Origin of the sequence: Bradyrhizobium genosp. P (genome assembly GCF_049949265.1) — a bacterium.
In the GTDB taxonomy this organism is placed as follows: Bacteria; Pseudomonadota; Alphaproteobacteria; order Rhizobiales; family Xanthobacteraceae; genus Bradyrhizobium.
Window position 1 is genome coordinate 420679 of record NZ_CP188195.1, and the last position, 22898, is coordinate 443576.

The 22898-nt window shown below is 63.4% G+C and carries 25 protein-coding genes and 1 pseudogene; 8 read left to right on the forward strand and 18 right to left on the reverse strand.

What is annotated here, in order from left to right:
• Positions 1–31 precede the first annotated feature (31 nt).
• Positions 32–1096 carry an MBL fold metallo-hydrolase gene (locus ACP2YO_RS02160; RefSeq protein ID WP_426438623.1) on the forward strand — a complete coding sequence of 355 codons (1065 nt, stop codon included), beginning with the start codon at positions 32–34 and terminating at the stop codon, positions 1094–1096.
• Positions 1097–1238: 142 nt separating this feature from the next.
• Here ACP2YO_RS02160 and ACP2YO_RS02165 read toward each other — a convergent pair whose 3' ends face one another.
• A complete protein-coding gene (locus tag ACP2YO_RS02165) occupies positions 1239–1955 on the reverse strand; it encodes an SIMPL domain-containing protein (protein WP_426438625.1) in 717 nt (238 codons plus the stop codon).
• 5 nt (positions 1956–1960) lie between these two features.
• Positions 1961–2680, reverse strand: coding sequence for a GyrI-like domain-containing protein (locus tag ACP2YO_RS02170; RefSeq protein WP_426438627.1), 720 nt, complete (start codon positions 2678–2680; stop codon positions 1961–1963).
• Positions 2681–3018: 338 nt separating this feature from the next.
• Between ACP2YO_RS02170 and dapF the strand changes: the two genes are divergently transcribed.
• Both dapF and mtaB read left to right on the forward strand, forming a co-directional pair.
• Entirely contained in the window at positions 3019–3891 is an 873-nt protein-coding gene (dapF, locus tag ACP2YO_RS02175; RefSeq protein ID WP_426438629.1) for a diaminopimelate epimerase, read from the forward strand.
• A gap of 60 nt (positions 3892–3951) precedes the next feature.
• Entirely contained in the window at positions 3952–5217 is a 1266-nt protein-coding gene (mtaB, locus tag ACP2YO_RS02180) for a tRNA (N(6)-L-threonylcarbamoyladenosine(37)-C(2))-methylthiotransferase MtaB (RefSeq protein ID WP_426443518.1), read from the forward strand.
• A 491-nt stretch (positions 5218–5708) separates the two neighbouring features.
• Here mtaB and ACP2YO_RS02185 read toward each other — a convergent pair whose 3' ends face one another.
• The 9 genes from ACP2YO_RS02185 to ACP2YO_RS02225 all read right to left on the reverse strand — a co-directional run bounded on the left by ACP2YO_RS02185 (position 5709) and on the right by ACP2YO_RS02225 (position 11684).
• Complete coding sequence (locus tag ACP2YO_RS02185; RefSeq protein WP_426438631.1) at positions 5709–5969, reverse strand: hypothetical protein; 261 nt, start codon at positions 5967–5969, stop codon at positions 5709–5711.
• Between the two features lie 150 nt (positions 5970–6119).
• Complete coding sequence (locus ACP2YO_RS02190) at positions 6120–6482, reverse strand: hypothetical protein (RefSeq protein WP_426438633.1); 363 nt, start codon at positions 6480–6482, stop codon at positions 6120–6122.
• Between the two features lie 186 nt (positions 6483–6668).
• Complete coding sequence (locus tag ACP2YO_RS02195) at positions 6669–7013, reverse strand: methylated-DNA--[protein]-cysteine S-methyltransferase (RefSeq protein ID WP_426438635.1); 345 nt, start codon at positions 7011–7013, stop codon at positions 6669–6671.
• Entirely contained in the window at positions 7013–7225 is a 213-nt protein-coding gene (locus ACP2YO_RS02200; RefSeq protein WP_426438637.1) for a hypothetical protein, read from the reverse strand. Before ACP2YO_RS02200 ends, ACP2YO_RS02195 begins: the two co-directional genes overlap by 1 nt.
• Positions 7226–7354: 129 nt before the next feature.
• Positions 7355–7600, reverse strand: a complete 246-nt coding sequence (locus tag ACP2YO_RS02205) for a hypothetical protein (RefSeq protein ID WP_426438639.1) — start codon at positions 7598–7600, stop codon at positions 7355–7357.
• A gap of 73 nt (positions 7601–7673) precedes the next feature.
• Positions 7674–8765, reverse strand: a complete 1092-nt coding sequence (gene ada / locus ACP2YO_RS02210; protein WP_426443519.1) for a bifunctional DNA-binding transcriptional regulator/O6-methylguanine-DNA methyltransferase Ada — start codon at positions 8763–8765, stop codon at positions 7674–7676.
• A gap of 145 nt (positions 8766–8910) precedes the next feature.
• Positions 8911–9360, reverse strand: coding sequence for an ester cyclase (locus tag ACP2YO_RS02215; protein WP_426438641.1), 450 nt, complete (start codon positions 9358–9360; stop codon positions 8911–8913).
• 371 nt (positions 9361–9731) lie between these two features.
• Complete coding sequence (locus ACP2YO_RS02220) at positions 9732–10874, reverse strand: DUF2336 domain-containing protein (protein ID WP_426438643.1); 1143 nt, start codon at positions 10872–10874, stop codon at positions 9732–9734.
• A gap of 108 nt (positions 10875–10982) precedes the next feature.
• Positions 10983–11684, reverse strand: a complete 702-nt coding sequence (locus tag ACP2YO_RS02225; RefSeq protein ID WP_426438645.1) for an RluA family pseudouridine synthase — start codon at positions 11682–11684, stop codon at positions 10983–10985.
• 49 nt (positions 11685–11733) lie between these two features.
• Between ACP2YO_RS02225 and ftsY the strand changes: the two genes are divergently transcribed.
• Both ftsY and ACP2YO_RS02235 read left to right on the forward strand, forming a co-directional pair.
• Complete coding sequence (gene ftsY, locus ACP2YO_RS02230; RefSeq protein WP_426438647.1) at positions 11734–12681, forward strand: signal recognition particle-docking protein FtsY; 948 nt, start codon at positions 11734–11736, stop codon at positions 12679–12681.
• Between the two features lie 61 nt (positions 12682–12742).
• Positions 12743–13345 carry a septation protein A gene (locus ACP2YO_RS02235; protein ID WP_426438649.1) on the forward strand — a complete coding sequence of 201 codons (603 nt, stop codon included), beginning with the start codon at positions 12743–12745 and terminating at the stop codon, positions 13343–13345.
• A gap of 182 nt (positions 13346–13527) precedes the next feature.
• On the opposite strand, the gene ACP2YO_RS02240 is transcribed toward ACP2YO_RS02235, so the two are convergent.
• The 5 genes from ACP2YO_RS02240 to ccmA form a co-directional block, all read right to left on the reverse strand.
• Positions 13528–14121, reverse strand: coding sequence for a DsbE family thiol:disulfide interchange protein (locus ACP2YO_RS02240; protein WP_426438651.1), 594 nt, complete (start codon positions 14119–14121; stop codon positions 13528–13530).
• Positions 14118–14297 carry a heme exporter protein CcmD gene (gene ccmD / locus ACP2YO_RS02245; RefSeq protein ID WP_426438653.1) on the reverse strand — a complete coding sequence of 60 codons (180 nt, stop codon included), beginning with the start codon at positions 14295–14297 and terminating at the stop codon, positions 14118–14120. Before ccmD ends, ACP2YO_RS02240 begins: the two co-directional genes overlap by 4 nt.
• 4 nt (positions 14298–14301) lie before the next feature.
• The gene (locus ACP2YO_RS02250) at positions 14302–15033 is read right to left on the reverse strand and encodes a heme ABC transporter permease (protein WP_426438655.1); all 732 of its coding nucleotides are present in this window, start codon (positions 15031–15033) and stop codon (positions 14302–14304) included.
• Between the two features lie 76 nt (positions 15034–15109).
• Positions 15110–15778, reverse strand: a complete 669-nt coding sequence (ccmB, locus tag ACP2YO_RS02255) for a heme exporter protein CcmB (protein ID WP_426438657.1) — start codon at positions 15776–15778, stop codon at positions 15110–15112.
• 265 nt (positions 15779–16043) lie between these two features.
• Positions 16044–16646 carry a heme ABC exporter ATP-binding protein CcmA gene (gene ccmA / locus ACP2YO_RS02260; protein ID WP_426438659.1) on the reverse strand — a complete coding sequence of 201 codons (603 nt, stop codon included), beginning with the start codon at positions 16644–16646 and terminating at the stop codon, positions 16044–16046.
• Positions 16647–16880: 234 nt separating this feature from the next.
• Here ccmA and acnA point away from each other — a divergent pair, with 234 nt between their 5' ends.
• The 3 genes from acnA to ACP2YO_RS02275 all read left to right on the forward strand — a co-directional run bounded on the left by acnA (position 16881) and on the right by ACP2YO_RS02275 (position 21492).
• Positions 16881–19601, forward strand: a complete 2721-nt coding sequence (gene acnA / locus ACP2YO_RS02265; RefSeq protein ID WP_426438661.1) for an aconitate hydratase AcnA — start codon at positions 16881–16883, stop codon at positions 19599–19601.
• Positions 19602–19846: 245 nt separating this feature from the next.
• Positions 19847–20608 (forward strand): DUF1223 domain-containing protein, encoded by a 762-nt coding sequence (locus tag ACP2YO_RS02270; RefSeq protein ID WP_426438663.1) that lies wholly within the window; start codon positions 19847–19849, stop codon positions 20606–20608.
• A 515-nt stretch (positions 20609–21123) separates the two neighbouring features.
• A complete protein-coding gene (locus tag ACP2YO_RS02275; protein ID WP_426438665.1) occupies positions 21124–21492 on the forward strand; it encodes a DUF2794 domain-containing protein in 369 nt (122 codons plus the stop codon).
• A 191-nt stretch (positions 21493–21683) separates the two neighbouring features.
• Here ACP2YO_RS02275 and ACP2YO_RS02280 read toward each other — a convergent pair.
• Both ACP2YO_RS02280 and ACP2YO_RS02285 read right to left on the reverse strand, forming a co-directional pair.
• Positions 21684–21919: pseudogene (locus ACP2YO_RS02280) on the reverse strand (N-acetyltransferase family protein); the annotation flags it as partial.
• Between the two features lie 84 nt (positions 21920–22003).
• Complete coding sequence (locus ACP2YO_RS02285; protein WP_426438667.1) at positions 22004–22795, reverse strand: Bax inhibitor-1/YccA family protein; 792 nt, start codon at positions 22793–22795, stop codon at positions 22004–22006.
• Positions 22796–22898 lie beyond the last annotated feature (103 nt).

The following is a 22898-nucleotide window of genomic DNA, read 5'->3' on the forward strand; positions in this document are numbered from 1 at the left end:
GGCTGCCCCGCCGAACCATCTCGGAACCCGCTTGCCGATCACCCGCCGCCGCCTTCTCGCTACTCTGACCGGGGCCGCAGCGGGGATCGGCGTTCCGTCGATCTGGATATCATCAATGAAAACCTATACCGGCCCAATCTCCGACCATTTCGACGGAACACGCTTCTTCGATCCCGCCGGGGCGCCGCCCAAGTCGCTCGGCGAAGTGCTGCGTTGGCAATTTGGCGGCGGCCGAAAGCGCGACGTCTGGGCGGATTGGGTGCCGAGCCCGTACGCCGATGCGCCGCCGCCGCACGTCGATGGAGCCAAGGTGCGGTTGTGCTTCGTCGGCCATGCGAGCTGGCTGATCCAGACCGGAGGCCTCAACATCCTCGTCGATCCCGTGTGGTCGATGCGTGCTTCGCCGTTCAGCTTTGCCGGGCCGAAGCGGCACAACGATCCCGGTATTGCTTTCGAGAAATTGCCCAGGATCGATGTCGTGCTGGTGTCGCACGGCCATTACGATCATCTCGACGTCGCGACGCTCTCGAAGCTCGCCGCTGCGTTCGCGCCGCGTGTGGTCACGCCGCTCGGCAACGATATCACGATGCGCGAGGCCGATGCCGCGATCGAAGCCGAGGCGTTCGACTGGCATCAGCGGGTCGAGCTCGGCAATGGCCTTGCGGTGACGCTGGTGCCGACACGGCACTGGTCAGCGCGCGGCCTGTACGACCGCAACAAGGCCCTGTGGGCAAGCTTCGTGCTGGAGACTCCGGCCGGCAAGCTCTACATCGTCTGCGATTCCGGCTATGGCGACGGGCGTCATTTTCGTCGCGTCGCCGAAGCGCATGGTCCGTTGCGGCTCGCAATCCTGCCGATCGGCGCCTATGAGCCGCGCTGGTTCATGCGCGACCAGCACATGAATCCGGAGGACGCCGTGAAGGCACTCGCCGATTGCGGGGCGCAGCAGGCGCTGGCGCATCATCACGGCACGTTTCAATTGACCGATGAAGCGATCGACGCGCCGGTGATCGCGCTCAGTGAGGCACTGGACGCGGCAAAAGTGCCGCGCGAGAAATTCGCGACGCTGAAGCCCGGGCAAGTGTTTGAGATTTAATAGTTGTCGTTCCGGCCAAGCGCAGCGCGAGCCGGGACCCATAACCACCGACGGCAATTGTTGCGAAGTGCGGGGGCCGCAGCCTGCTTCAACAACTCAACCCTGTGGTTATGGGTCCCTGCTTTCGCAGGGACGACGGAAACTATTTCTCCTTGATCGCCCAGGACACGTTCACCGTGACCGAGAGTGTTTCTTCGCCCTGCGCAACTGGCGTGGGCGCGGCGAATGTGGCCGTGGCCATTTTGGCGCGAAACATCGGCATCGGGGCCGAACCGACTTCGGAAATACTCAAGGGCGCACCGAGCGCGACCCCCGCAGCCTTGGCATAGATCTCAGCCTTGCGGCGGGCGTCAGCGATCGCCTTTTCGCGGGCGTCGTCGAGCAGCTTCGAGACCTGAGAAATCGAGAAATTGAGCCCGCCGATATCATTCGCGCCAGCGCCAACCAGGGCATCGATGACCGCCGCAACCTTGGTGACATCATGCAACCTGATCGTGATGCGATTGCTTGCGTGGTAGCCGACGATGCTGGGCGGCGCGTTCGGCGACGACGGAGGGCGATTGGCGAACTGTGGCTGCAGCGACAGCCGCGACGTCTGATAATCCTTCTCCGCGATTCCCGCGCCCTTCAGCGCGGCCAGCACCTTGCCCATGGCGACGTTGTTGGCGTCGGCGGCGTCCCGCGCGGTCTTGGCGTCGGTGGTGACGCCTGCATCGAGCTGCGCCTCGTCGGGAGGCGCCGAAACGGAGGCTTCGCCGGTGACCGAAATCGCCGGCGGAAAGTCGGTCTCGGCGAGCGCGGGCGCGCCCAGCAGAGTGGTTGCGATGAGGGCAGCAGCGAAGGGGACGCGATAGGTCATCTGGCTCACTTCAAGGGTACGTAGACGTTGATCACGAGCTTGTCTTCAGCAGTCTTCAGGGGGTCGGTGATGTATTCCTCGATGAACGTATCCTTGGCTTCGAGCTTCTTGTCGTCGAGGTGATTGGTGATCGCCTCATAGGTGTTGTCCATGTTGTCGTAGGAGCCGCGATGGACGAATTTCAATGCCTTGCCGTCGGGCGAATTGCCCATGCTCATGCTCTTGCCGAGGTTCTTTACGTCCTGGTCGACCGGGATTTCGGCGATGAAGGTGAAGCCGGTGTCGTCGGTCGAGGTATAGACGATCATCGGATTACCTGATGGCTTGACGCTCTCCTTGGCGAGCTGCGCGGTGAGCTGCTTGAACGCCTCGATCAGGGCATCGAACGCCGAATCCCAGTTGGCATTGCCCTTCAGCATGACGACCTTTTTCGGCTCCAGCGTGAACGGCTCGCCGAACGGGTCGGCGGTCTGCACCGGCGCGGCCGGCGGTGGGGTCTGGGACGCGGCGGGGCTGTCGGCCGGAGACTTGGTCTCGGCCGGCGGCGGGACCGGGGTCACGGGAGCCGGGACCGGGGTCGCTGATGGCGCGGGGGCCGGTAGCGGGCTCGCTGCGGGCGCCGGCGAGGCGGCCGGCGACTGGGCGGGTGCCGGGCTGGCCAGCGCGATCGCAGCCAAAGGGAGCAGCGCGACCAGGGCCGCGCGGAACGTGCTGATACGGTTCATTTCGGTATTCTCCATCCCCATTCCCTCGAGGCCGCTCTGTCCCGGCATACGGGCCGCAAGGTGCGATATTCCTAACACGCAAGTTCCGCTTTCGTCCCATGACAGATGCGTCATGGCGGCCTAGGCTGGTGCTCCAATTCCGAAGTTCGCAAATCTGTGCGGCAGATACCGTGCGAACTTCGGAATTGCTGGAGCACCAGCAAATGATTGTTTCCAGTGCGGTTTCGAATTTGAAGTTCCTACTACAGCCTGCGGAGCCACCGTAGGGACTTCAAATTCGCCGCACTGGCCAACCCGCCACCACTCGCCATATAAGCGGGCGGAAGTTGGGAAATTCCATGAGCACGCTCGCCAACCACGCCTTTGCCAAGATGAACGGCATCGGCAACGAGATCGTCGTCGTCGATCTGCGCGATTCCAAGGCGCAGATTTCGGCAGAAGAGGCGCGCGCGGTGGCCTCTCCCGCCGGCGTGCCCTATGACCAGCTCATGGTGTTGCAGCCCCCGCGGCTCGAGGGCACCGAGGCCTTCATCAAGATCTACAACAATGACGGGTCGGAAGCCGGCGCCTGCGGCAATGGCATGCGCTGCGTGGTGCGGCGGCTGTTCGAGAAGACCGGGCAGACCGCGGTGACCTTCGAGACCCGCGTCGGCCTGCTCAATTGCTGGCAGGGTCCGGCGCCCGATCTCTACACGGTCGACATGGGCGCGCCGAAGTTCGGCTGGCAAGACATTCCGCTCGCCGAAGAATTCCGCGATACCCGCTACATCGAGCTGCAGGTTGGGCCGATCGACAATCCGGTTCTGCACTCGCCGTCGGTGGTCAGCATGGGCAATCCGCATGCGATCTTCTGGGTCGACGACGTCAACGCCTACGATCTCGAGCGCTTCGGGCCGCTGCTGGAAAATCATCCGATCTTCCCGGAGCGCGCCAACATCACGCTCGCCCATATCGTCGATCGCGACCACATCACGATGCGCACCTGGGAGCGTGGCGCAGGGCTGACCAGGGCTTGCGGCTCGGCGGCCTGCGCCACCGCAGTCGCCGCCGCGCGGCTGAAGCGCACCAACCGCAGCGTCGAGATGACGCTGCCCGGCGGCAAGCTTGGCATCGAATGGCGCGAGCGCGACGATCACGTGCTGATGACCGGCACCGCCGAGTTCGAATATGAAGGCCGCTTCGATCCGGCGCTGTTCGCCAGCGTCGCCTAGAGCATGATCCGGAAAAGTGGAAACCGGTTTTCCGAGGAGATCATGCTCAAACAAAGGGCCATGGGCGTCGAGATCGTCACGTTTGGCTGCCGCCTCAACGCGTTCGAATCCGGGGTGATTCGCCGCGAGGCGGAGCAGGCAGGTCTTGCCGATACCATCGTCATCAATAGCTGCGCCGTCACCAACGAAGCGGTGGCGCAGGCGCGGCAGTCGATCCGCAGGCTGAAGCGCGAACGTCCCGCCGCGCGCATCGTCGTCACCGGTTGCGCGGCGCAGACCCAAGCGGGGATGTTTGCTGAGATGGCCGAGGTCGACCGCGTCCTCGGCAATGACGAGAAGATGCGAGGCGACGCCTGGCACGCGACGCGTGCTGCGTTTGATGCGCCCTTCGGCATCGGCAACAGCGAGAAGGTTTCGGTCGCCGACATCATGGCGGTTACGGAGATGGCGCCGCATCTGCTCGACGGATTCGAGCGCGGGCTGCCGCGGGTGTTCGTGCAGGTGCAGAACGGCTGCGATCATCGCTGCACCTTCTGCATCATCCCCTATGGCCGCGGCAATTCGCGCTCGGTGCCGATGGGCGCGGTGGTCGATCAGGTCCGTGCGCTGGTCGAACGCGGCCATGCCGAGATCGTGCTGACCGGCGTCGATCTCACGAGCTACGGCGCCGACCTGCCTGGCGCGCCGAAGCTCGGCCAGTTGACGAGGCAGATCCTGCGGCACGTGCCCGAGCTGAAGCGGCTGCGCATTTCATCGATCGATTCGATCGAGGCCGACCGCGATCTGCTCGACATCATTGCCGACGATATCAGGCTGATGCCGCATCTGCATCTGTCGCTGCAATCCGGCGACGACATGATCCTCAAACGGATGAAGCGCCGGCATTCGCGCAAGGATGCGATCGAGTTCTGCGCGCAACTGCGCAGGCTGCGGCCGGACATCGCCTTCGGCGCCGACATCATCGCGGGTTTTCCGACCGAGACCGAAGAGATGTTCTCGCGCTCGCTCGACCTGGTCGAGGAATGCGATCTCACCTTCCTGCATGTCTTCCCCTATTCGAAGCGTCCCGGAACGCCGGCCGCACGGATGCCGCAGGTTGCGGGCGGCGCGATCAAGGAACGTGCGAAGCGGCTGCGCGCGGCTGGTGAAGCCGCGCTGCAACGGCGGCTTGGGGCGGAAATCGGCTCCGTCAGAGAGGTGCTGATCGAGAGCAACAGGCAGGGGCGTACCGAGCACTTCCTGCCCGTCGCGATCGCTGACGATGTGCCGGGCATGGTGCGTCGGCTGACCGTGACCGGTCATGACGGTGTGCGTCTCACCACGTGATGCGCCGAGATCGTAGACCTGGCCGAACAACGTCACAGAGCATCCACACGGAAACGCCGGCACCGTCCATCTCGGTCCTCGATCGGAGTGGCAGTTGGAATGCAAAGTTCCGATTTGGAAGCAAGAACCGGAGTGCGAAAGCGAATGCGGTGACGGATGGTTTAGGCATCGCATCGTGGCCGGGAGCATTTCATGAGGAGAACGCTGGCGCTGGTGCTGTTCCTGGCGGGAGCAGTCTCGAGCAATGCCGCTTCCTTGCTCGAAAAGCGTCAAATGGCGCAGAGAGAAGTGCCAACGGAGTGCGTCGCAACCTGCAACTCAGCCAACTATACCTGCGCGAACAATTGCGGCTTGTCCGGCGCTTGCGTCGCCCAATGCACTGTCGAGGCAGCCGCGTGCAAGAGCCGTTGTGGCGAAAGAAAGTAGAGCCGTCCGTTTCACGGTCTCCGGCGAATGCACCGTAGAGCCGAAATTGCTCCTGACCGCGTCTGCTATTGCTGCGCCGCACGCCCCCGAATCGACCGAATAGCTAAAGGTGTACCTGTCTCCAACGCCACACACTTTGTGGCGTTCGATGGCGCGCCCAGCGCCTCCGACGCCGGGCTAGGCCCGGCCTGAAGCATGCCGTCGCCGCGAACCGTCAGTTCAGAAAATGGCCGCGCGGCTGCCCGATCAAGCAGTTCGCGCAGTTCGGGGTGCAGTCCCTCGCCGCGTGCAACGGCAAAAGCATCGAAGGCGTTTCGAGACGTCATGAGTTCAAACTCCCACACTCCTGCATTGGCAGGTTGGACCGTGAGCGTCGCCCTGCCACTCCGTTTCATGTTTTCAAATTGGTACCTTCCCGCGGTCCGCCGAACAACGCAGCCTAACCAGTCCTTGCTTTCAAACTCGAAAACGATGCGTCATCGCTTCGAGGACTCGTTCTTGTTGGCACGCACGAAGCCGATGACTTGAGCCGTCTCTGGCATGGCAGCCGCCTCCGCTTCAATCGGTTCCTGCGGCGGTGTCGCGAACTGCTGTTCCATGGCGCGCCGGCCAGTCGGATCCCGTTCCTCGATCGGCCGCATGTCAGTGATGTCGATGGCGACAATCGGATTGGCGAACTCACCTTTCAGATTCTGATCGGCAAGCGATTGAAGGACCAGGCCCGGGTGGTCTGGGCAGGTTTCCGCGATGAGAGCGAGCCGCTTGAGCGGCCACTGCAAATGCGCCCAGTGCTTGAGGATCGACGGCCAGTCGGCGCCATCCTTGAACGCGCCGTTCAAGAGGCCGTTCGACAGCGGATCGTGCGGCGCAAAGACACCCACGCTTTTGGCGATGTCGACGATATACGGTCCATTGGGAAGGGCTACGACGAGCCCGATTGTCTCATCCGTTATCATGGCTAGTTTCATGACGTCCTCTTTTTTCGCGAGGGGCGATCTGTCAACGCCACGGGTGGCGGTGCGGCTTCATGCGCTGGCTTCCTTGTCGAGCAATTCGCGCTTGCGCTCGAGGCCCCAGCGATAGCCGGCGAGTTCGCCGTCGGCGCGAATGACGCGATGACACGGAATGACGAGCGCGAGCGGATTGGCAGCGCAGGCGTTCGCCACGATGCGAGCGGTGAGCTGGGGATAGGCGGTGTTGATGAGACGCGCCACCTGCGTGTAGCTCCTGGTCTTGCCGAGCGGGATCGAACGAAGCGTGTTCCATACCCGGCGCTGGATCGGCGTGCCGCGCATATCGAGTGTGAGATCGAGTCCCTCGGCGGGCCGCTCGGCGTAGCGTGCCACCTTTGCCAAGTCGTCGCGAACCATCACCGCGTTCGGAACGAGTGTGGAGTGCGGAAGCGTTCCGCAAGATCATCTTCCAGTGCGCGAGCGTCATCACCGAGCAGGATGGCACAGACACCCTTGATGCTGCGCGCGATCAGAACCGTGCCGAACGCGCAGCCGCCCGTCGCGTGGAAAAGGACGTCGGCGGTGGCGGCCTGCTCGGCAGAGGGCCTCGCGTATGTCATGAGATTCATGGATCGTCTCCTTCATCCGTCCTCATGACCGAACGTATGTGGAAGCGCGCCGCGCCGAACTCCGATGCTTGCTTTCAAATCGAGAAAGGCTTCAGTCCGCTGACCCAACATAAAAGCCGAGCGCACCAATCACGCGATGCGCGTGATCGTGGTCTGTTCGAGGAGATACGTCTGGCCGGTGATTAGCCGCAGACGGATGGTCCCGTTGTCCTGCATTTGCCACTCGGCAAAGCCGCGCGCGACGAGATTGCCGAAATGGGCCATCACTGCGACCTTGGCGAGGTCGGACTCCATCATGGCCGGAATCGCGTCGAACGTCGCCTCGACACGCACATGTTTATCGTGCCGTTTCTTCGGTGCGGTGCGAGGATCCATCGTCGGGGAAATTCCTTGTATCGGCGAAACCCGGAGAATTCATTGCTTCGGTTCTGAATTGATAGGCGGGCGCTCAGACCTTCTGCGATGCCTCCCGGTAGAGCAGAGCACGCTTTCGCTCGACGCCCCACGCGTAACCCGAGACCGAACCATCCGTGCGGATCACGCGGTGGCAGGGAATGGCGACAGCGAGCTTGTTTGCGGCGCAAGCGCCGGCGACCGCACGCACGGACTTGGAGGATCCTATGCGTTGCGCGAGTTCGGCATAGGTGACGGTTGCACCGACCGGAATTTCCTGGAGCGCCTGCCAGACGCGCTGTTGGAAGGCGGTGCCCCGGACATCGAGCGGCAGATCGAGGCCGAGCGCCGGTGCTTCCACGAAGCCGACAACGCGCGCGACGATGGCCTCGTAATCCCGATCGGCACCAATCAGGCAGGCGCTCGGAAAGCGGTCCTGGAGATCGCGAAGCAGCGCTTCCGCATCATCGCCCAAAAAGATCGCGGCAACGCCCTTTGTGCTCGACGCGACAAGAATAGCGCCCAGGAACGTCTGGCCGACCGCGAACTTGATCGCCTCATTCGCGCCACCTGCGCGGTATTGCGATGGTGTCATGCCAAGCATGCCGGTGGATTTTTCGTAGAAACGGCCGCTTGAATTGAACCCGGCGTCATAGATCGCTGCTGTGACACTGCTTCCCGAGACGAGACTTTCGCGAACCTTTTTGGCGCGTGAGGCTGCGGCATACCCTTTGGGCGTCAGGCCCGTCGCCGCTTTGAACATGCGGTGGAAGTAGCTGGGGCTCAGGCAGACCGCATCAGCCAACTCTTCGAGCGAAGGCTGTTCTTCCCTCTCCTCGACGAGACGGCATGCCTTGACAACAAGCGCGGCGTTGCCCGCCTCGATCGATGGTCCGTTCGGATTGCAGCGCCGGCACGGCCGAAAGCCGGTCGCCTCGGCACTTTCCAGCGTGTCATGCAACTGAACATTCTTAGGGTTCGCGTTGCGCGAAGGACATGAAGGCCGGCAGTAGACTCCGGTCGTTGCAACCGAATACCAGAACTCGCCATCCGCTGTCCTGTCGCGTGCAAGAACCCGCGTCCATCGCGGGTCGGCCGCGACGGAGAGCGGTGTCGTCTTCCCGGCTTTTTTGAGGGTTACGCCCATCGATTGCATAGCGCCACAGGATGGCCAACACTGCCACCCGGTTTCCGAGGATACACTCCGGTCCTTGCTTTCAAATCCGGTCACCGCGACAGAAAAGCCGGCATGAGGCCCGCGAATTGGCGCGGGCCTCACTCGACTTCGCCGATTATGCAGCCTTCAGCAGCCCGAGCTGCGTCAGCGCGGTGACGCCGTCGTCGAGGCCGATTTCCTCGGCGATCTTGCCGCCCACGACCTTCAGCACGGTGGTGCCGGTGAAGTGCATCTTGCGTCCGGTAGCGGCCGGCAGACCGCCGATCAGGAAGTCCTTGAAAGCGGGCCCCGTGTGGGTGCCGCCGCCTTCCCACTGACCGACGACATAGTCGCCCTCGGCGATCAGATCGGCCGTCCCCCAGAAGTTGAGATCGGGGAATGCGGCCCGGAAATCGGTCATGAACGCCCTGATGTCGTCGCGTCCGCGGCGGGGCTCGTGGAGCGAATATTTCAACAGCATGTCGGGCGCGGCGATTTCGTCGATCACACCGAGGTTGACGGACTTGCCCCAAAACTCGGTGAACCAGCGGCCGACGACCGCCTTGTTATCATCTTGCTTGCTCATTCGGATGGCTCCTTGATCAGACCAGTAGAAGATCGCCAGCGTCGCCGACGACCCCGCAGAGCCTCTACGTCTGATTCCAATCGGCCAAACTCCGGTTCTTGTCGTGGAATTCCAAGTCGGTGGCGATCGCTGAATGCGTGCGCGATATTGCGCATCGTAATTCCCGGCAGCGGCGAACTTCGGAATGACGGCAAGAATGGGTGCGATCGGCACCCGGCTTTCCCTGCGCCCTCTATCAAGTGAGAGGGCAAACGAAGTGCAAGGGAAGTGCAAGACTCGGGCAAATCATGTCGCGAGAACGCGGGCTCGCATCCTTAACGCTGTTTGACAGGTCGAATCGGATTCCGCGCGCGTCATTGCGCACGACGTTGTCAGTGGCTGTGTCCGCCAGGTTTCGACGGGGGCTGGGTGGATTTGACCTGCCAGAATCGAAGCAGCCGGTCCGCGTTGTCGCGCGGCATCTTCGTGAACTGGCCTTTGGCCTTTGCCAGTTCGACCGGTCCCATCGAGCCCGTCGAATAGCGACATTCCATGATCGCGGCTGTCGTCTCCCAGGTCAGGCCAGCGGCGCGGCAGGGCACCAGCAGGCCTTCGCCGCGGAGGCTTTGCATCAGCGGGCGGATCACCTCGATGCTCGATCGCGCCAGATGCGCCAGCGCAACGACGGTTTCTTCATATTTTCGCTGCCTGGCGAAGCCGAGCAGCACCGCTTCGTTCAGGTCGCCGCTTTCGGAGAGCCTCGCGACGTGACGCTTGGCGGCGGTGAAGTCGCGAACCCGCGACATGTCGCGCTCGACGCCTGCCGCGACCGCGGCGATCGCGTGGCGAATCTCCTCGAACAGATGTGGCGGCGCGCGTTCCAGCAACCGGCTGCGGACCTCTTCGGTTGCATCATGCAGGAGCTGGAGGCGGAGTTCCGAGGGAAGGTCGGCGCGGACACCGGTCTCGACCGCCAGATCAGAGTCGTACTCGGCCTGCGCGAGGATGACCACAAATCCGCTCGTCGACACCTTGGCGCCGGGATTGCTGACCAGGCGGCGGCTTACGCTGGCAAAGCGTCGCGCCAGCAGTGCGTCGGTGACGGCCTCCTTCAACCACCAGCGGCCGGCCACGGCGAGCAGATGCTGCTCGCTCTTGGTTTGGGCGATCTCGACCAGATCTTCCGCGCTCAGGCGGGACGATTCCTGCAGGACCGGCCGTGCGATCCGGATCTCGTCGTTCCGTGCCAGGCGGCGAACGATCGCGGGCGGCGCCTGGGCGACCGGTGCCAGCTGCTCGCTGATTTCGGCAAGCGCCATCCGGGCGCTGATATCCGCGAGGGCGCGGAACTCGATGGTTTTGACCAGTCGCTCCAGCACATTGTCGAACAGCGCGACCTGTTCGCTGTCGAAGCTGCCGGCGGAAATGAGGAATAGGTTGGTGACGCGCTTGGCCGTCGCGATGCATTTTTCAGCCGAGCCGCCGCGAATCGCTGCTTCGACCTCGTCGGCAATCGCGTTCCCGGCATTGTGCATTGCTCGTCCTGAGCCCGTCTCGCTGCGCTTTTCTAAGCTGGCTTGCACGTCTACCTGATGGCTCTGAATGTTCCGTAAAGGATAACGGACCGTAATTTCACGGGGGCTTTACTGCCCGTTCCAGCCGCAGGCCCGCAGCCGGTCCTGCATGTGCTGCGGCACCGGCGCGACCACACGCACCGGCTCCTTGTTCCTGGAGATCGGAATTCCGATCTCGCGGGAGTGCAGATGGAGGGTCGGCTCGCCGAAGCGCGGGCCGTTGCCATAGATGTTGTCGCCGAGGATCGGCCAGCCGGTCGCGGCCGAATGCACCCGGAGCTGATGGGTGCGGCCGGTGACCGGCTCCATCGCAAGCCAGCTGAGACCTTGGCCGCGTCCCAGGACTTTCCAGTTGGTGACGGCCTTTTGCCCTTCGGGGTCCGGCTTCTGCCACCAGCCGCGTTCGGCATTCAGGCGGCCGAGTGGCATGTCGATGACGCCTTCATCTTCGGCAGGGCCGCCCTCGACCACCGTCCAGTAGGTCTTCGATATCTTGCCGTGCTTGAACAGGAGCCCGAGCGAAGCGGTCGCTTTGCGGTGGCGTCCCAGCACCAGGCAGCCGGAGGTGTCCTTGTCCAGCCGATGCGCCAGCACTGGCGGCCGCGGCAGGCCGAATCGTAGCGCGTGGAACGATGCTTCCAGATTTGCGCCGCCCTTGGGGCCGCGATGCACCGGCAGCCCGGCCGGCTTGTCGATCACCAGCATCAGCCCGTCGCGGTGGAGCACTCGCGCCTGGATTTCTTCCGCGGACAATTGGGGAACATCAATCAATTCGTCGAGACTTTCGTTTGCGATGCGAAACGGCTAACACACGCGCGCCATGAACGATACCACTGCGGGAACTCCCAAACTGAGCTGGTGGCAGCGGCTGACCGGCGGCCTGAAGCGGACCTCCGGGGCGCTCGGGACGGCGGTCGCCGATCTCGTCACCAAGCGCAAGCTCGATCGTGCCATGCTCGATGATATCGAGGATGTGCTGCTGCGCGCCGATCTCGGGACCGAGGTTTCCATGCGCATCGCCGATGCGGTCGGCAAGGGCCGCTACGACAAGGCGATCTCCGCCGACGAAGTGAAGGCCGTGGTCGCGACAGAGGTCGAGAAGGTGCTGGCGCCGGTGGCCAAGCCACTTGAGATCGACGCGGCAAGGAAGCCGTTCGTCATCCTCGTGGTCGGCGTCAACGGCTCCGGCAAGACCACCACGATCGGAAAGCTCGCCGCGAAATTGTCCGCCGAGGGCCGCAAGGTGATGCTCGCCGCAGGCGACACGTTTCGCGCGGCGGCCATCGAGCAGCTGAAGGTCTGGGGCGAGCGCACCAAGTCGCCGGTCATCGCGGCCACGCAGGGCTCCGATTCCGCAAGCCTCGCCTTCAATGCGCTGACCTCGGCGAAGGAGCAGCAGCGCGACGTGCTCTTGATCGATACCGCCGGCCGCTTGCAAAACAAGTCCGAGCTGATGAACGAGCTCGAGAAAGTCGTGCGCGTCATCAAGAAGGTCGATGCATCGGCGCCGCATGCGGTGCTGCTCGTGCTCGACGCCACGGTGGGACAAAATGCGCTGTCGCAGGTCGAGGCGTTTCATCGTACGGCGGGGGTCACCGGCCTCGTGATGACCAAGCTGGACGGCACCGCGCGCGGCGGCATCCTGGTCGCGCTGTCGGAAAAGCACAAACTGCCGGTGCATTTCATCGGTGTCGGCGAAGGCGTGGAGGATCTCGCACCCTTCACGGCATCGGATTTTGCCAAGGCAATTGCCGGGATCGAAGCATGACCCCGAAAACTGGGAACCGGTTTTCGGACAAGGTCATGCCCCAAACCAAGACCGAGGATTGATGGACAAGACCCAGCCGCATCCGCTGTTCAAGCTTGCGACCGAACTCGGGCCGTTGCTCGTATTCTTTATCGCCAACGCGAAGTACCACCTGTTCATTGCGACCGGTGCGTTCATGGTCGCGATCGTCGTGGCGATGATCGCGTCCTATATGGTGACGAAGCACGTCCCGATCATGGCATTGATCACAGGCGCCATTGTGCTCGTGTTCGGCACCCTGACGCTGGTGCTGCACGACGAGACCTTCATCAAGGTCAAGCCGACCATCATCTACGGCCTGTTCGCGGCCGTGCTCGGCGGCGGGCTATTGTTCGGCCGCTCCTTCATCGCCGTCATGTTCGACCAGATGTTCAACCTGACGCCGCAGGGCTGGCGCATCCTCACCCTGCGCTGGGCGCTGTTCTTCGCCGGCATGGCAGTCCTGAACGAGATCGTCTGGCGCACACAGACGACGGATTTCTGGGTGAACTTCAAGGTGTTCGGCGTGACGCCGCTGACCATGGTCTTCGCCATCGCCCAGATGCCGCTGACCAAGCGCTATCACCTCGAGCCGGCCTCGCTGGAGACGAGCGAGGCCGAAGCGGGCGACGTGCGAAAGGGGTAAACGACGGTCTGCTCCCTCGCCCCGCTCTTGCGGGGAGAGGGTTGGGGTGAGGGGCTCGCTCCACGAAGAAGGTTCAGATTGGGCGATACCCTGCAAAGCCCCTCACCCGAAATTCCCGCTTCGCGGGAATTTCACCTCTCCCCGTAAAGGACGGGGAGAGGTGAATGAGGCAGCTACGGGAATTACGTCCCGGCCGCGAGCGCCTTGTCGATCTCGGCCTTGAGCACGGTGTTCAGGTTATCAGGCGTTACCGGGCCGACCAGCTTGTAGACGATCTTGCCTTCGCGCCCGACAACGAAGGTCTCGGGCACGCCGTAGACGCCCCACTCGATCGAGGCGCGTCCGTTGCCGTCGACGCCGACGATGCCGAACGGATTGCCGTAGCGGCCGAGGAAGCGCCGCGCATTGTCGGGCGCGTCCTTGTAGTTGATGCCGATGATCTGGAACCGCTTGTCCTTGCCGAGTTCGGTCAACAGTGGCGCCTCGTCATGGCAGGGTACGCACCAGGATGCCCAGACATTGACCACGCTGACCTTGCCCTTGAACACGGCAGGGTCAAGCCCCGGCACTTGCGCGCCGTCCTTCGCCAGCCCGTCAAGCGCGGGCAGCGCGATCTGCGGCGCCGGCCGGCCGATCAGCGCCGACGGGATTCTCGAGGGATCGCCGCCGTAGAGCCGCAGCAGGAGCAGGCCGGCGAGCCCCAGAAAGACGATCAGCGGCAAGACCACCAGCCAGCGCCGGGCCTGCGGCGGAGAGTTTGTCGGCTGTTCGCTCATCGGATATCCGCGGCGCCACGGCCGGAGCGGCGTGTGATGCCGCTGGCCTCGATTTCCCTCAAGCGTGCCTGCTGCCGTCGGTAGTCGGCGATGATCCAGACGATCAGCAACACGACCACCGCCGCTACCAGCGCGTAGGATGTCACGATGAAGGAGGCGTAGGGACCAAGCGACATCGCGTCATGCCGCCTTCTGGCTGGCCTGCATCATCTGCAGGCTGCGCACGCGGCGGCGCAGGATCTCGTTGCGCATCGCCGCCAGATGCAGCGTGAGGAACAGCAGCGAAAACGCGACCGCCATCACCAGCAGCGGCCACAGGAACGCCTTGTCGAGCGTCGGTCCGCCCATGCGGAACACGGATGCCGGCTGATGCAGTGTGTTCCACCAGTCGACCGAGAATTTGATGATCGGGATATTGATGGCGCCGACCAACGTGAGAACCGCTGCCGCGCGCGCGGCGCGCGAGGGGTCCTCCACCGCGTGCCACAGCGCCATCAGGCCGAGATACATCAGGAACAGGATCAGCACCGAGGTCAGCCGCGCATCCCATTCCCAATAAGTGCCCCACATCGGCCGGCCCCACAACGAGCCGGTGACGAGTGCGAGGAAGGTGAAGGCGGCCCCGATCGGCGCCGCGGCCTTGGCGGCGACGTCGGCGAGTGGATGCCGCCAGACCAGCGTGCCCAGCGCGGCCACGCTCATGACGCCCCAGACGAACATCGACAGCCACGCGTTCGGCACGTGGATGAACATGATCTTCACCGTGGCGCCCTGCTGGTAGTCGTCGGGTGCCATCGCCGATTGATAGAGGCCGATCGCGAGCAGGATCGCGGTCGCGCCCGCCAGCCACGGCAGGATACGCGCGGTCAGGGCCAGAAACTTGGTCGGGTTAGCGAGGTCGATCAGCGTCATGGCACCCCTGATAATCGTCTGATGTGTCGCAGGCAATTGGCCGAAGTCCTCTCGTCAAGAATTGATCTGTTACATCTCAGTCCAGCCCGTGCCGCAGGCTCGCGGCGGCGGCAAATGGCCCGACCACGAAGCTGACCAGCGACAGCGCGCAGAGGATCGAGAACGGGGTTCCGAATGACATCGGCCCGGTGATGGCCGCCTGCGATGCTGCAACGCCGAAGATCAGCACCGGGATCGATAGTGGCAGCACCAGCACTGCCAGCAACAATCCGCCGCGATGCAGCGTCACCGCCAGTGCCGCGCCGATCATGCCGGTGAAGGTCAACGCCGGTGTTCCCGCCAGCAGCGTCAGCGCCACCGCGAACGTCGCCGTGCCGTCGAGGTTGAGCAGCAGGCCGAGCACGGGTGTCGCAATGATCAACGGCAGGCCCGCGGCGAGCCAATGCGCCAGCGCCTTGGCTGCACAGGCCAGTTCCAACGGCGTCCGGCTCATCACGATCAGGTCGAGCGAGCCGTCCTCATGGTCGGCCGTGAACAGCCGATCCAGCGTGAGCAGGCTGGCCAGCAATGCGCCGAGCCAGAGAATGGCGGGGCCAAGCCGCGACAGCAGGGCGAGATCCGGTCCCACCGCAAACGGCATCAGCACGGTGACGGTGAGGAAGAACAGCACCCCGATCAGCGCCCCGCCGCCGACGCGCAGCGCGATCCTGATGTCGCGGCGGATCAAGGCGGTGAGGGCAGTCATGCGAGGCCCATGCTGTGATTACAGCGAGAGCCCACATCTTGCCACACACGCGCTGCGCTCCCTCCGCCCTTGCGGGGGAGGGCTGGGGAGAGGGGTGGCCCCGGGCGAGATACTCGGATCGATCGCTGCTCTCGCAATCTCGGCCACACATGGTCGAGGCGCATACGAATAAAGCACGTCGTGTGGCACCCCTCTCCCTGACCCTCCCCCGCAAGGGGGGAGGGGACGGTGAGACCTGTGCTGGGTGACAAGAGATGCCGTACGCTCATGCCGCACCTCCCATCCGCAAATCACTCGCCTCGATCCCGAGCGGCATGTGGGTCGCCGCGACGATGATGCCGCCGCGGGCGAGGTGGTCGCGCATCAGCCCGACGAACAGTTCCTGGCCGGCGGCGTCGAGCGCCGATGTTGGCTCGTCCAGCAGCCACACCGGCCGCCGCACCGAGAGCAGACGCGCGATCGACAGGCGGCGGCGCTGGCCGGCCGAGAGATAGGCCGCCGGCAGATGCGCGGCGTGGTCGAGGGCCACCGCCGCGAGGCACAGCCTCGTGTCCTGCGCCTCGCCGCCGAGGAATTCCCGCCAGAAGGAAAGATTTTCCAGCACGGTCAGCGCCGGCTTCAGCGCATCGCGGTGGCCGAGATAATGGGCCTGCTCGGGCAGATTGAGTTCGACTTCACCGCCTTCGAGCGCGATCATCCCATCCGCCGGAACGAGCAGGCCGGCAATCATGCGCAGCAGCGAGGTTTTGCCCGAACCATTGGGGCCGGTGACGGCCAGCGCCTCGCCGGAGGCGGCCGAAAAATCGAGGCCGGCGAACACCTCGCGGCCGCCGCGCACGCATGTCAGATGTTGCCCCGAGAGCCGCATGCTTCCCCTGTCACAGCCCTCTGAAATCTTTGGCTACCGCGTGAGAATTTTTGGGTCGCGCAACGCTGTCGCACGCTTGTCGTTGTGGCGGTGCTTCTAGAAAGATTCTATAAGCCCGGAACTTGATGCAGCACACGATCGGCGGCCGCAAGTCACCTGGCCAACCTCAGCCAGTGTAGGCCAACGGTGTTTAAATACCCTTGCCGGGTATAACTGAGAATTGGGATCCCTCGCATGACCTCGCTCGACAGCTTCAAATGCCGCAAGACCATGAAGGTCGGTGGCAAGACCTATGTCTATTACAGCCTGCCCACGGCAGAGAAGAACGGACTGAAGGGCATTTCGAAGCTGCCGTATTCGATGAAGGTTCTGCTGGAGAACCTGCTCCGCAATGAAGACGGCCGCACCGTCAAGAAGGACGACATCGTCGCGTTCTCGAAGTGGCTGAAGAAGCGCCAGCTCGAGCATGAGATCGCTTTCCGCCCGGCGCGGGTGCTGATGCAGGACTTCACCGGCGTCCCGGCCGTGGTCGATCTCGCCGCGATGCGCAACGCGATGCAGAGCCTCGGCGGCGACGCCGAGAAAATCAACCCGCTGGTGCCGGTCGATCTCGTCATCGACCATTCCGTCATCGTCAACTTCTTCGGGGACAACAAGGCGTTCGGCAAGAACGTCGTCGAGGAATACAAGCAGAACCAGGAGCGCTACGAGTTCCTGAAGTGGGGCCAGAAGGCGTTCTCGAACTTCTCGGTGGTGCCGCCCGGCACCGGCATCTGCCATCAGGTCAATCTCGAATATCTCGCGCAGACGGTGTGGACCAAGAAGGAGAAGATGACGGTCGGCAAGAAGACCGGCACCTTCGAGGTCGCCTATCCGGATTCGCTTGTCGGCACCGACTCGCACACCACGATGGTCAACGGCCTCGCCGTGCTCGGCTGGGGCGTCGGTGGCATCGAGGCGGAAGCCTGCATGCTCGGCCAGCCGCTGTCGATGCTGCTGCCGGAGGTTGTCGGCTTCAAGCTGAAGGGCCAGCTCAAGGAAGGCGTCACCGCCACCGACCTCGTATTGACGGTCACCCAGATGCTGCGCAAGCAAGGTGTGGTCGGCAAGTTCGTCGAGTTCTTCGGCCCCGGCCTGGATTTCCTCTCGGTCGCGGACAAGGCGACCATCGGCAATATGGCGCCTGAATACGGCGCGACCTGCGGCTTCTTCCCGGTCGATGCCGCGACCCTCGATTACCTGAAGACCTCGGGCCGCAAGGCGGATCGCGTCAAGCTCGTGACGTCCTATGCCAAGGCACAGGGCCTGTTCCGCACCGCCAAGTCGGCCGATCCGGTGTTCACCACCACGCTCACGCTGGACCTCGGCGACGTTGTGCCGTCGATGGCCGGACCGAAGCGCCCGGAAGGCCGCATCGCGCTGCCGGCAGTGGCGTCCGGTTTCGCCACCTCATTGGTCAGCGAGTACAAGAAGCCCGATGGCGAGCAGAAGCGCTTTGCCGTCGAAGGCCGTGATTTCGATCTCGGTCATGGCGACGTCGTGATCGCGGCGATCACCTCCTGCACCAACACCTCGAACCCGAGCGTGCTGATCGGCGCCGGCCTTTTGGCGCGCAACGCGGCCGCCAAGGGCCTGAAGGCCAAGCCGTGGGTGAAGACCTCGCTCGCGCCGGGCAGCCAGGTGGTGGCGGAATATCTCGCCAATTCCGGCCTCCAGACCGACCTCGACAAGGTCGGCTTCAATCTGGTGGGCTTCGGCTGCACCACCTGTATCGGTAATTCCGGCCCGCTCCCGGAAGATATCTCGAAGTCGATCAACGAAAACGGCATCGTCGCCGCGGCTGTACTGTCGGGTAACCGCAACTTCGAAGGCCGCGTGAGCCCCGACGTGCAGGCGAACTATCTCGCCTCACCGCCGCTCGTGGTGGCGCACGCGCTCGCCGGCACGGTTACGAAGGATCTCGCGGTCGAGCCGATCGGCATCGGCAAGGATGGCAAGCCGGTGTTCCTGAAGGACATCTGGCCGACGACCAAGGAGATCAATGCCTTCATGAAGAGGTTCGTCACCGCGACGATCTTCAAGAAGAAGTACGCCGACGTGTTCAAGGGCGACACCAACTGGCGCAAGATCAAGACCACCGAAAGCGAGACCTATCGCTGGAACATGAGCTCGACCTATGTGCAGAACCCGCCCTACTTCGAAGGCATGAAGAAGGAGCCCGAGCCGATCAAGGACGTGGTCGACGCGCGGATCCTTGCGATGTTCGGCGACAAGATCACTACCGACCACATCTCGCCGGCCGGTTCGATCAAGCTGACCTCGCCCGCCGGCAAGTTCCTCAGCGAGCACCAGGTGCGCCCGGCCGACTTCAACCAGTACGGCACCCGGCGCGGCAACCACGAAGTGATGATGCGCGGCACCTTCGCCAACATCCGCATCAAGAACTTCATGCTGAAGGGTGCCGACGGCAATATCCCGGAAGGCGGCCTGACCAAGCACTGGCCCGACGGCGAGCAGATGCCGATCTACGACGCGGCCATGAAGTATCAGGCCGAAGGCGTGCCGCTGGTGGTGTTCGCCGGCGCTGAGTACGGCAACGGTTCGTCGCGCGACTGGGCCGCGAAGGGTACGCGTCTGCTCGGCGTGCGCGCCGTGATCTGCCAGAGCTTCGAGCGCATCCACCGCTCCAACCTGGTCGGCATGGGTGTGCTTCCGCTCACCTTCCAGGAAGGCACGTCGTGGTCGTCGCTCGGTCTGAAGGGCGACGAGAAGGTCACGATTCGCGGGCTCCAGGGTGATTTGAAGCCGCGCCAGACGCTGACGGCCGAGATCGTCTCCAATGACGGCGCCAAGAGGGACGTCCCGCTCCTCTGCCGCATCGATACGCTGGACGAGCTCGATTACTATCGCAACGGCGGCATCCTGCACTATGTGCTGCGCAAACTCGCTGCCTAGGCCTTTGTTTGAGCATGATCTCCGCGCAAACGCTTGCGTTTGTCGCGAGGGAAAACCGCTTCACACTTTTCCGGATCATGCTCCAACGCGGATTTGTGATCGGTGCCTCACTGCTTAGTGAGTAGCGGCTAAAATGAAGGCGGCCTATGAAAAGGCCGCTTTCTCGCGTTTTGGGGCACGCTGTTCAGGGACAACTTCATGCTCCGTACAAATACGGATGGAAATCATCACGACTGGCTCGCAGTATGACAGCGATGATGGCCTATAACTGTATCTCTCGATGGTCCAGCGCCCTTGGTATCTGCGCGATCGTCGCGATCATCCGCCCCGCTCACGCCGATCCGCGTGCAGTCGTCGAACTCTTCACCTCGCAAGGCTGCTCATCCTGTCCGCCCGCGGACAAGGTCATCGGTGACCTCGCGAAGGATCCCAACGTCATCGCGCTGAGCATGCCGATCGACTATTGGGACTATCTCGGCTGGAAGGATACGCTGGCCGATTCACGCTTCAGCGCGCGCCAGAAAGCCTATTCGCACATGCGCGGCGATCGCGACGTCTACACGCCGCAGGCCGTGATCAACGGCTCCGTGCACGTGATCGGCAGCGATCTCGCGAGCATTGAGAGCGCGATCAAGGACACCGAGAAGAGCGCCGGCGTGATGTCGGTGCCGGTGACGATGACGCTGACCGGAAAACAGATCAACGTTTCGGTGGCGGCGGCCAAGTCGCCTACGGCGGCGCGTGGCGAAGTCTGGATCTGCTCGATCTCGAAGGCGGTACCGATCTCGATTGCGCGTGGCGAAAATCGGGGCCGCGAAATCACCTACCACAATGTGGTCCGCAATCTGCTGAAGGTCGGTGACTGGAACGGTTCGTCGGGCAACTGGACCGTGCCGCTGGAGAACATTACGCGCGACGGCGTCGATGCCGCCGCGGTCTATGTCCAGGATGGCAATCGCGACAAGCCGGGCCCGATGCTCGGCGCGGCATTCACCTCACTGCATTAGCAGCTAAGTCGACCGCGGCGCGCCGTCGTGAGACGCCGGCGGCCGGCATGTATCCAGAAACAAATTGAAGTAGAGCCCTCGCCGGGCTTCGCGCGCATGCGGCTCGATCGCGCCCGGGCGCACGGGGTGCCCCAAAAACAAAAAGGACCAACTTTCGTTGGCCCAGTGTTGGGATTAACTCCCCTGCGAACAGACCCGATCCCGACGGCCCCGGGGGGCTGGGGGCTGAGGAATCCGGAACCGAAAGGACCGGGTCAACGCAGGATTATCTTCTCGCAAGCCAGCGGGGCGGGCGATGGGCGGAAGTTGGGCAGTAATATGATTCCGCTAACGTTCCCGTGACTCATCGACGGATAATCGGTCGCGGCCCCCGACGCGATTCAGGTCAGGTTGCGTTGCGAATGGCCCCTTGCGGCGTCCCTCGCTTAGCGCGATCATGTCACTATCGTGACGATCCCGAAATGTGGGACCGGTTCTCGGAATAAGATCGTCACTGAGATGACAGGAGGCGCTCGATGAGTTTGATCTCGGAGGATGGTGATCCGAGCGGGAGTCGCGCCGCGGCGCGCCCCGCCGCCACGGCTTCGCCCAACCGCGTGACGTTCAATCGACTTGAGCTCAACCGCATTCTCAATCTCTATGGCCGCATGGTCGCTGACGGCGAGTGGCGCGACTATGCGATTGATTTCCTGAAGGACCGCGCCGTGTTTTCGGTGTTTCGCCGCGCGTCCGAGATGCCGATCTACCGGATCGAGAAGGATCCGCGGCTCGCGCGCAAGCAGGGCATGTACAGCGTGATCTCGGCGACCGGCCTGATCCTGCGCCGTGGCCACGAACTCGAGCGCGTGCTGCTGGTGATCGACCGCAAGCTGGCGCTGGTGTAGGCGATCGTTGCATCGTCCCGTATGTAGCCCGGATGAAGCGAAGCGTAATCCGGGGGGTCTGTACGCGCGGACAGCGTTGCCCCGGATTTCGCTTAGCTTCATCGGGGCTACGATCGCGCTCTAATCGGCCGGCATCGTCGTCGCGCCCACGCCGAGCGCGCGTTGCATCATCACGGTGTCGAGCCAGCGGCCGGCCGGTACGGGCCGGCATAGGCATAGCCAGCCATGCCATGATGCGGCCGTCGAGCACGGCGACGAAATAGGGAAAGCCGCCGTCCATCAGGCCCCTGTAGCGGCGGGTCATCTCGGCGAGGTCGGGCGGGACCAGCTCGAATGTCGCGGTGCCGAAGCGCACGGCCTGCCGGTAGATCGCCGTGATGTCGGGAAGGTCGGCCCCGGCGGTCGGCCTGATCTCTACGTCGGACATGGCACGAGACTATTTTTGCCTCGTGCAAAAGAAAAGCCCCGGCTCAAGGCCGGGGCTTCGATCGATCCGAGCGGCTTGAGCGCGTTAGTCGCGCTGGCCGAGCAGCTGCAGCAGCAGCGTGAACAGGTTGATGAAGTTCAGGTAGAGCGAGAGTGCGCCAGTGATTGCGGCGCGCTCCGCTGCCACGCCACCCTGCGAGGCGTAGCCGTAGATGTAATCGTTCTTCAGCCGCTGGGTGTCCCAGGCGGTGAGGCCCGCGAAAACCAGCACGCCGACCACCGACACGATGAACTGCAGCGCCGAGCTCGCCAGGAACAGGTTGACCAGGCTTGCGATGATGATGCCGATAAGGCCCATGAACAGGAATGAGCCCATGCCGCTCATGTCACGTTTGGTGGTGTAGCCGTAAAGGCTGAGCGCACCGAACGTCGCCGCGGTGATGAAGAACACGCGCACGATCGAGGTGTGCGTGTACACCAGGAAGATCGACGACATCGATAGGCCCATCAGCGCCGAGAACACCCAGAACAGCATCTGGGCGGTCGAGGGTGCCAGGCGGTTGATGCCGGCTGAGATGACGAACACCATCACCAGAGGGGCGAGGATGAACAGCCACTTCAGCGGGCTGACGAACATCGCGTAGCCGAACTGCGTCAGATAGGCACTGCCGAACTTCGCGACCGCGGCGGACGGATCGCCGGTCACGGCTGCCATGTAGACACCAAGCGCGGCCAAGCCGGTGATGGCAAGGCCGATGCTCATGTAGTTGTAGATGCGCAGCATGTAGGCGCGTAGACCGGCGTCGACGGCCGCAGCGTCAGTGCGCCCGGCGGCCCGGCCGAAAGGAGAAGCGTAATTGCGGTCAAGGTCCGACATGGTCGAATTCCCGTGGTTGTCCCGGTGGAGCGCAAGGGATTTGCGGCGCCGGTGATAAATCTATCTCAGATGGCCCGGTTTGCGGAATATTAATTCCGCGTCA